Raw genomic sequence first — 8,880 nt, 5'->3', positions numbered from 1 at the left:
GAAGTGGAGGGGGGATGGGGGGCGGGGGATCGGGTTGGCGAGGAGGCGGCGGAGGCGTTCGTGGGCGTTGCGGACGCGGCTGGAGATCGAGCTCTGCACGCGCCCCGCGTTACGGTCGTAGGCCATCTTGTTGTTGTCGCGGATGAGGCCGCCGGCGGCGACGCGGTGGGCGGTGGTGGCGGCGTGCTCGCGCACCTGGCGCACCTCCGCGCACCAGGCCGCGTACGCCTGCTCCCAGCGGGCCCGCGCCGCCGCCTTGGCGGCGAGGAAGCCGTCGTAGCCGCCGCCGAAGCGGGTGACGGCCCCGCCTTCGACCTCCAGGACGGCGGTCGCGACGCGGCCGAGGAAGACGCGGTCGTGGGAGACCACGACGACCGTGCCGCGATGCTCGCGCAGGCGGTCTTCGAGCCAGGTCAACGCCGGCTCGTCGAGGTGGTTGGTGGGCTCGTCGAGGAGCAGGACGCGGGGCGCGGCGGCGAGGACGCAGGCCAGCCCGAGCCGGGCCAGCTCGCCTCCCGACAGGCTGCCGAGAGTCCGTTCGCGGCCGACGTGGGCCAGGCCGAGGCCGTGGAACGCCTTGTCGACGCGGGCGTCCGCCTCGTAGCCGCCGCGCGCCTCGTAGAGCGTCTGCAGCTCGCCGTACTCGGCGAGGGCGGCGGTGTCGTCGGCGGTGTCGTCTGAGGTGTCGTCTGAGGCGTCGGCGGCGGCCGTCGCGAGGGTCGTCTCCAGGTCGCGCAGGCGGCGCTCGATGGCCCGGAGCCCGGCCAGGGCGGCGTCCACGGCCTGCTGGACGGTGTGCGTGGGCGGCAGGTCCAGGGTCTGGCCGAGATAACCCACCTCGTCGGCGGCGGTCGGCACGGTGATCTCGCCGTCGTCGGGGCGCTCGACCCCGGCCAGGAGCCGGAGCAGGGTGGACTTGCCCGAGCCGTTCTCGCCGACGACGCCCGCGCGCTCGCCCGCCTTGACGGACACGGTGACGTCGTCGAGCACGACGCGCTCGCCGTAGGACTTGGAAACGCTACGAAGGTGGATCAGGATGGAACTCCAATCGCAACTGCGGTAGCGTTAGCTAACCACAAGCGGGCAGACAAACGCAACTGGAGTAGTTTTTGGAAGCGGGTGGCAGCAAACGGCCTGGAGGGCGCAGCGCGCGCGTACGCGACGCCGTACGCCAGGCGACCCTCGCCGAGCTGGCCGAGCACGGCTACACCGGGCTGACGGTCGAGCGGGTGGCCGAGCGGTCCGGCGTGCACAAGACGACCGTCTACCGGCGCTGGGGCAACGTGGAAGGGCTCATCTCCGACGCGCTTGAGCTGGCGCGCGACGAGCCGTGGCCCATCCCCGACACCGGGACGATCGAGGGCGACCTACGGGGCGTCGTGCAGCTTGTCCGGTCGGGGTTCGACGATCCCGAGCTGGGGCCGGTGTCGTCGGCGTTCGTGGCGGCCGCCGTGCAGAACGAGGCGGCGGCGCGGGCGCTGCACGACTTCTTCGTGGCCAGGCACGACCAGTCGGCCGAGGTCGTACGGCGGGCGGTCGCCCGGGGCGAGCTGCCCGACGTGGTGGACGTCCGCGAGGTGATCAGGGTGGCGGTCGCGCCCGTCTACTACCGGTTGTTCGTGGCGCACGAGCCGGTCAGTGAGCGGGACGCCGACCGTGCCGCCGACGCCGCCCTGGCCGCCGCCCGCGCCGGAGTCCTCTGAGCCAAGCCTTGCGAGCAGAGGTCTCCTGAGGAGCCGGAGTCCTGGGAGCAGAGGCCGGCTGCGCCGTGATCAGGGGTCGGCCTTCTTGCCGCGCAGTTCGAAGTCGTCGAACGTGGTCCGCAGCAGCGACCCCTCGGCCTTCGTCGTACGCGCGAACAGCCCGAGCGTCCCGTTGCCGATCCCGTCCGGGTCCTCCACCTGGTGCACCCGGTCGTCGTTGACCCACATGGTCAGCCGCGTCGCCGTGTCCACCTGCTCGCACGCCACCACGATCCTGACCGGCCCGCCGGACAGCCCGTCCACCTGGACGGGAGGGGCGAGGGTGCCGCCCGCGCCGTCCACCACCCGCCGGATCCTGGCCTTGCCCGCCGTGTCCAGCCCGAACTCGTAGTAGGACTTGTCGTCGGCGGCGTGGCAGTAGACGCCGTACTCGCCGGTGCCCGACGCCTTCTTGACCTCGGCGGTGACGCCGATGACCACCGACGTCGGCAGCATCGGCGTGGGCTTGGCCGTCGGGTCGGGCGTGGTCGTCGGCGTGGCGACGAGGAAGGGGACGGGGGCCTCCGCCCACCGCTCCTCCCAGCCGCTGCCCTGCTTGACGTCCAGTCCGTACGTCCCGTCCGTCCGGTATCCGTAGGAGGCGTCGGCACTGGCGTCGTAGGTGCCGTTCCAGCCGCCGGAGGTCTGGGTGAAGTCCTCGGCGTACAGGACGCCGAGGTCGGGCGGGCCGCCGGGCGACAGCAGCGCCCACGCCCCGACGGACGCGGCCACGAGCAGCGCGGCCCCGGCGGCGACGGCCGCGTACAGCTTGCCGCGCCGCGCCCCGCCGACAGGCTGCGGCGCGTAAGGGACGCCGGCGTGCTGCCAGGTCGCCTGGACCGTCCGCGTGGCCTGCTCCGGCTCGGCGGCCCGCCCGACGAGGTGGTCGAGGAGCTGCTGGGCGGTCGGCCGGGCGGCCGGGTCCTTGCGCAGCGCGGCCCTGACCAGCTCGCGCATCCCCGGCTCGACACCGTCGAGCGCGGGCTCGGTGTTGAGCACCTGGTAGACGATGGTGGGCAGCGTGTCACCGGGGAACGGAGCCCGCCCGCTCGCCGCGAACGCCACCAGGCACCCCCACGAGAACACGTCGCAGGCCGGCGAGACCGGCTCGCCCCGCAGCACCTCGGGCGCCATGTAGCGGGGCGTGCCGACCAGCTCGCCGGTGCCGGTGACGCCGCCGAGCGTGTCGAGCGCCCGCGCGATGCCGAAGTCGATCACGCGCGGGCCGACCGGCGACAGCAGCACGTTGGACGGCTTGAGGTCGCGGTGGACGACCCCGGCCGCGTGGATGGCGGTCAGCGCCGTCGCCACGCTCACGGCCAGCGCGTCGAGGCTGGAGCCGCGCAGCGGGCCCGACTCGCGTACGGCCTGCTCCAGGCTGGGGCCCGGCACGTACTCGGTGACGACGTAGAGCTGGTCGCCGTCGAGCGCCGCCTCCAGGACCGCCGCCGTGCAGAACCTGCGCACCCGGCGCGCGGCGTCGGCCTCCCTGCGGAAGCGCAGGCGGAACTGCTCGTGCTGGCTCAGCTCGGGGTTGATGACCTTGACGGCGACCCGCTGGCCGGCGGGGTCCTCGGCGAGGTGAACCGTGCCCATGCCGCCCCGCCCCAGCACGCTCAGCACCCTGTAGCGCCCGATGTGGGAGGTTTCACCGTTCTTCACGCCGCGCAAGCTTACCGACACCGCCATGATCGCGGGAGTTGGTCACGAGGCCCCTCGGATCCTCGCCAGCGACGGCGGTCCCGCCGGCCCCGCCACCAGCACCCGGCATCCCGCGGCGGTGGCCGCCGCGACGCCCGCCGGGCTGTCCTCGACGGCCACGCAGCGCCGGGGGTCCGCGCCGAGCCGCCGGGCCGCCTCCAGGTACGGGTCCGGATACGGCTTGCCGCGCGCCGCCTCCCCGTCGGCGACGACCACGTGGAACGAGTGGCGCAGGCACGGCAGCACCAGCTCGACCACGCGCCGCGGGGACGCGCTGACCAGGGCCGTGGGGATGGACGCGGCCGCGAGGTCGGACAGGAGCTCAAGGGCCCCGGGCATCACCGGCACGCCGTCCCGGCCGAGCCGCTCGGCGAAGGCGTCCACCAGCCGCTCCGCCAGCGCGCCCACAGCTCCGCCCACATCCTCGGACACGGCTCCGGCCTCAGCGGCGGACGGGAGGAGGTGGGCGGCGGCGTCGGCGGCGGTGCGGCCGCGTACGTGCGGCACGTCGTCCGCCCCCAGCCGCCGCCCGAGCGTCGCGGCGACCCCGGCCACCGCCCGCCACCACGCCCCCTCGGTGTCCACGAGCGTCCCGTCCAGGTCGAGCAGGACCGCCTGAGGATCAGACGGCATCAGCGGCGGCCACGACGGGAGCGGGCGCCGTGACCGTACGGGCCGCCACCAGCACGGGCCGCTCCACCAGCCGCACCGCGACCCGCGTCCCTGGCCCGAGCCGCGCCGCCTCGTGGCCGGGCACGTCGGCCAGCACCTCGCCGCCGTCCACGGCGAGCCGGAGCCGTACGGACGCGCCACGGAAGGAGGCCGCCAGCACCTCGGCCGTCGCGTCCTCGGCGGACCCGTCCTCGGCGGGCTCCACCCGGACCGCCTCCGGCCGGACCAGCACGTCCACGTCCGCGCCGGCCGGTACGGGGCCGTCCACGGGCAGGCTCTGGCCGAGCACGCTCACCCGGTCGCCGCCGAGCGTCCCTGCGAGGTGGTTCATGGTGCCGACGAACTCCGCGACGAACGGCGTCGCGGGCCGGTCGTAGACCTCGGCGGGCGCGCCCACCTGCTCCAGCCGGCCCTCCCGCAGCACCGCGACCCGGTCGGCGACCGACAGGGCCTCCTCCTGGTCGTGGGTGACGAAGACGGTGGTGATGCCCAGGTCGAGCTGGAGCCGCCGGATCTCCTCGCGCAGGGTGACCCGTACCTTGGCGTCCAGCGCCGACAGCGGCTCGTCGAGCAGCAGCACGCGCGGCTCCAGGGCGAGCGCGCGGGCCAGCGCGACCCGCTGCTGCTGGCCGCCGGAGAGCTGGTGGGGGTAGCGGTCGGCGTGCTGGGGCAGGCCGACCAGCTCCAGCAGCTCGTCCGCGCGCGCCCGCCGGGTGGCGGCGGGCACCTTGCGCACGCGCAGCCCGAAGGCGACGTTGTCGCGGGCGTTCAGGTTGGGGAACAGCGAGTACGACTGGAAGACCATCCCGGCGTCGCGCTTGTTGGCGGGCACGCGGGTGACGTCCTTGCCGTCCACGAGCACCGCGCCGGAGTCGGGCCGCTCGAACCCGGCCACGCACCGCAGCGCCGTCGTCTTGCCGCATCCGGAAGGGCCGAGCAGGGCGACGAACTCGCCGGGCTCGATGAGCAGGTCGAGCCCGTCGAGCGCGACCGTCCTCCCGAACTCCCGCCGCAGCGCCCGGAATTCGACGGACGCCGGAGCCGATGCGGTCATTTCCTTTTCTCCCTACCGAAGACGGTCGACACGGCCAGCAGGAGCAGCCAGATGATGAGCAGGCTCAGGATGGAGACGGCCACCGAGAGCTGGCCCCTCGACCCCGACACGGTCACGATCCACACCGCGAACGGCTGGTAGCCCAGGAGGCTGGCGACGGTGTACTCGCCGAGGACGAGCGCGAGCGTCAGGAACGACGCGCTGGCGAGGGCCGAGCGCAGGTTGGGCACCACGACCCGGAACAGCACGTACGGCCACGAGGCCCCCAGGTTGCGCGCCGCCTCCACCAGCGTCCGCACGTCCATCGTGCGCAGCCCGGCGTCCAGCGACCGGTACACGAACGGCAGCACCAGCACCACGTACGCGAGCACCAGCACGATCGGGAAGCCAGGGTCCTGCACCGCGATGATCGTGGCCCAGAACGGCGTCGGCGCCAGCATCTCGGTGCCGTTCCGCAGCGCCGTGGACAGCCCCGCCACGAACGTGATCGGCGGCACCACCAGCGGCAGCGTGCACAGCACCTCCATGACAGGACGCAGCCGCGGCGCGAACAGCCGTACGGCCAGCATCGCGGGCAGCGCCAGCAGCAGCACCACGGCGATCGTGGCCGCGGCGAGCCCCAGCGACAGCGTCAGGGAGCTCGCGAAGCCCTCGGCCGTCAGCAGCTCGGCGTAGGGCGCGAACGACACCCCGGACCTGGGCGAGTAGAGGGTGTACCAGAGCGAGGCGCCGAGCGGCACCAGGAAGTAGAGCCCGGCCACCAGGAACACCAGCCCGCGCCACACCCGCGGCCGGGCGGGCGCCTTGGCGGGGGCGGCGGTGGCGACGGGCTCCAGCCCGGTCAGTGCAGCCATCGCGAGGTCCTCCTCTGCAGCGGCAGGTAGATCGCCATGACCAGGCCGGCCACCACGATCATGTCGAGGCTGAGCGCCAGCGCGATGTTCTCGTAGCCGATCAGCACGTCGCCGGTGAGCGCGGCGGCGATCTTCAGGGTGACGAGCGGCACGACGGTGCCGACCATGGCGTTGGCGGTGGCGTAGGCGGAGAAGGCCGAGCCGAACAGCAGCACCACGCCGCCCAGCATGGCCGGGGCGAGCACCGGCAGCGCCACGTAGCGCCAGTAGTGCCAGGCGGTGGCGCCGCTGTTGGCCGCAGCCTCCCGCCACTGCGGGCGCAGGCCGTCCAGCGCCGGCGCCATGGCGAGCACCATCAGCGGCACCGAGAAGTACAGGTAGACGACGGCGAGGCCCCAGAACGTGTAGAGCGACCCCGACGGCAGCCCGACCAGCCCGCTGACCACGCCGGAGTTGCCGAGCGTGGCGATCCAGAAGAACGCCAGCGGCACCCCGCCGAAGTTGGCCAGCACGCCGGAGGCGGTCAGCACCGCCTCCCGCAGCAGCCGCGAGCGCGAGGTCACGACGGCGTAGGCGAGGAACGTGCCGAGCACGGCCCCCGCCAGCGCCACCACGGCCGACAGCTTCACGCTGCCGAGCAGGGCGGTCAGGTAGCCGCCCTGCAGGCTCAGCGCCAGGTTGGCCGTGCTGGGCCGCCCCTCCGCGGTGAACGCCCCCGCCACCAGCACCACGGCGGGCACGCCGAAGACGAGCGCGAAGAACGTCAGCAGGGGCAGCGCGCCCAGCCAGCCGCTCGACCGGGGACGGCTCATCCGGAGATCGCGGCGTCCCAGCCGCTGGCCAGCTTGGCCTTGGCCGCGTCGACCTGCTCGGTGGTGGGGAAGGTCGGCTCGCCCTCCACCTTGGGCAGCTTGTCGGCGAGCGCCTGGTCGGCGGTGCCGTCGGCGGTCATGGCGGGCAGCAGCACGGGACGGGCGAAGCCCTTGAGGAAGAGGTTCTGGCCCTCGGCGCTGTAGAGGTACTCCTGCCACAGCCGGGCGGCGGCCGGGTGCGGGGCGTCCTTGTTGATCGCCTGGGCGTACATCTGGAAGTACTTGCCGTCGGAGGGGATGTTGACCTGCCAGTCGATGCCCTTGTCGGCCATCTGGGGGGCGTAGGCGGCGTTGTTGTAGTCCCAGTCGATGCTGATCTGGGTCTCGCCCTTCTCGATGGTGGCCGGCGTGGTCTCGACCGGGTTGTAGTTGCCGGCGTCCTTGAGCTTCTTGAAGAAGTCGATGCCGGGCTGGATGTCGTCGAACGAGCCGCCGTTCGCGAGCGCGGCGGCGTACACGCCGGCGAAGGCGGAGCCCGCCTTGGTCGGGTTGCCGTTCATCGCGACCTTGCCCTTGTACTCGGGCTTCAGCAGGTCCTGGAAGCTGGCAGGGCAGGTGGCGATCTTCTTGGCGTCGCAGCCGATGGACACGTAGCCGCCGTAGTCGTTGACCCAGAGGCCGCTCTGCTCCTTCTGGCCCTCGGGGATCTTGTCGAAGGTCTGCACCTTGTACGGCGAGAACAGCCCCTCGGCCGCGCCGCTGAGCGCGAACGACTGGCCGAGGTCGAGCACGTCGGGGGCGCGGTCCTGGCCCTTGCGGGTCTTGACGGCGTTGATCTCGTCGGCGCTGGACGCGTCGGGGGTCTCGCTCTCGATCTTGATGCCGTACTTGGCCTGGAACTTCTCGATGATCTCGCCGTAGTTCGCCCAGTCGGGAGGCAGGGCGATGACGTGCAGCGCGCCCTCCTTCTTGGCGGCCTCGACGAGCTTGTCCAGCCCGCCGAAGTCGGCGGCGGAGGTGGCGGTGGCGGCGTTCGCCCCGCCCTGTGACGCTTCGGTGGTCTGCTGGGTGCCGGGGGCGGCGCCGCAGGCCGCGGTGGCCAGTGCGAGTATTGCGGCGATTCCGGCCGCTCGGGCGCGAGAGGTGAGCACGACGCCTCCATGTGCAGGGGGGTATGGCACGAAAGTAAGGGAACTTGTACAAACAAGCGAGCACCAGTAAGTCGCATGAACGTTGCTCTTTCATGAACGGGGAGGGGCGGGCGTGGCTGCTCGCTATGAACTGATCGCTGATGACCTGCGGGAAGGCATCCTCTCCGGCGCGTACCCGGTGGGCTCGCAGCTCCCCAGCGAGGCCGAGCTGGCCCGGCGGCACGGCGCGGCGCGCGGCACGGTGCGCCAGGCGGTGGCGGTGCTCGCCGCCGAGGGGCTGGTGGGCTCCCGGCAGGGCGCCCGGCGCATCGTGCTCGGCGCGGCGCCCAGCCAGAGCTTCGCCGAGCTGCACAGCTTCGCGCAGTGGGCGCGCGCGGGCGGCCATCGCTTCGGCGGCCAGGTGATCGAGCAGCGCCGCCGCCCCGCGAGCGCCGCCGAGACGGCCAGGCTCGGCGGCGGCGAGGTGCTGGAGGTGCTGCGGCTGCGCACGCTGGAGGGCGAGCCGGTGCTGGTCGAGCGGACGGTGTACGCGGCCTGGGTGGCCCCCGCCGTCGAGGCGCTGCCCGCCGACTGCGAGTCGGTCACCCAGGCGCTGTACGACGCCGCCGGCCTCGTGTGCGCCTACGGCGAGCACCTCATCGACGCGGTCGCCGCCGGCGCCCAGGACGCCCGCCTGCTGGGGGTGCGCCGCGGCAGCCCGCTGCTGCGCCAGCGCCGCACCACGACGACCCACGAGGGCCGCCCCGTGGAGTCCTCCGACGACCGTTACCGCGCGGGCAGCGTGGCCTTCAGCATCCGCAACTCGATCGGCGCGAACCCGCTCGTACGGCAGGCGATCGACTTGCGTTCCGCGTCCGGAGAACATATGTTCGAGTCATAAGCGCCCGCCTTCCC

The 8,880-nt window shown here is 73.3% G+C and carries 9 protein-coding genes; 2 read left to right on the top strand and 7 right to left on the bottom strand.

Annotation, left to right across the window (positions count from 1 at the left end; all coding sequences use genetic code 11):
• A partial coding sequence (locus ACBR40_RS44075) for an ATP-binding cassette domain-containing protein (protein WP_371252574.1) occupies positions 1–990 on the bottom strand: 990 nt, incomplete at its 3' end.
• 119 nt (positions 991–1,109) lie between these two features.
• Here ACBR40_RS44075 and ACBR40_RS44070 point away from each other — a divergent pair.
• Entirely contained in the window at positions 1,110–1,703 is a 594-nt protein-coding gene (locus ACBR40_RS44070; RefSeq protein WP_344207048.1) for a TetR/AcrR family transcriptional regulator, read from the top strand.
• A gap of 69 nt (positions 1,704–1,772) precedes the next feature.
• On the opposite strand, the gene ACBR40_RS44065 is transcribed toward ACBR40_RS44070, so the two are convergent.
• From ACBR40_RS44065 to ACBR40_RS44040, 6 genes are read right to left on the bottom strand one after another with little or no spacing between them, the layout of a single operon-like run.
• The gene (locus ACBR40_RS44065; RefSeq protein ID WP_371252573.1) at positions 1,773–3,404 is read right to left on the bottom strand and encodes a serine/threonine-protein kinase; all 1,632 of its coding nucleotides are present in this window, start codon (positions 3,402–3,404) and stop codon (positions 1,773–1,775) included.
• A gap of 42 nt (positions 3,405–3,446) precedes the next feature.
• Positions 3,447–4,076 carry an HAD family hydrolase gene (locus ACBR40_RS44060; protein ID WP_371252572.1) on the bottom strand — a complete coding sequence of 210 codons (630 nt, stop codon included), beginning with the start codon at positions 4,074–4,076 and terminating at the stop codon, positions 3,447–3,449.
• Positions 4,066–5,169: an ABC transporter ATP-binding protein gene (locus ACBR40_RS44055; protein WP_344207051.1), complete on the bottom strand. Its 1,104-nt coding sequence runs from the start codon at positions 5,167–5,169 to the stop codon at positions 4,066–4,068. Before ACBR40_RS44055 ends, ACBR40_RS44060 begins: the two co-directional genes overlap by 11 nt.
• Positions 5,166–6,023, bottom strand: coding sequence for an ABC transporter permease subunit (locus ACBR40_RS44050; protein ID WP_344207052.1), 858 nt, complete (start codon positions 6,021–6,023; stop codon positions 5,166–5,168). The genes ACBR40_RS44055 and ACBR40_RS44050 overlap by 4 nt, the downstream gene beginning before the upstream one ends.
• A complete protein-coding gene (locus ACBR40_RS44045; protein ID WP_020542070.1) occupies positions 6,011–6,835 on the bottom strand; it encodes an ABC transporter permease subunit in 825 nt (274 codons plus the stop codon). Before ACBR40_RS44045 ends, ACBR40_RS44050 begins: the two co-directional genes overlap by 13 nt.
• Positions 6,832–7,986 carry an ABC transporter substrate-binding protein gene (locus ACBR40_RS44040; protein WP_371252571.1) on the bottom strand — a complete coding sequence of 385 codons (1,155 nt, stop codon included), beginning with the start codon at positions 7,984–7,986 and terminating at the stop codon, positions 6,832–6,834. Before ACBR40_RS44040 ends, ACBR40_RS44045 begins: the two co-directional genes overlap by 4 nt.
• A gap of 112 nt (positions 7,987–8,098) precedes the next feature.
• On the opposite strand from ACBR40_RS44040, the gene ACBR40_RS44035 reads away from it, so the two are divergent.
• A complete protein-coding gene (locus ACBR40_RS44035; protein ID WP_371252570.1) occupies positions 8,099–8,866 on the top strand; it encodes a GntR family transcriptional regulator in 768 nt (255 codons plus the stop codon).
• The last annotated feature ends 14 nt before the right edge of the window (positions 8,867–8,880 follow it).

It is taken from the genome of Nonomuraea sp. AD125B (assembly GCF_041402765.1).
Lineage (GTDB): Bacteria > Actinomycetota > Actinomycetes > Streptosporangiales > Streptosporangiaceae > Nonomuraea > Nonomuraea bangladeshensis.
Note: the sequence above shows the minus strand (reverse complement) of the source record. Positions and strands in the feature narration are given on the sequence as shown.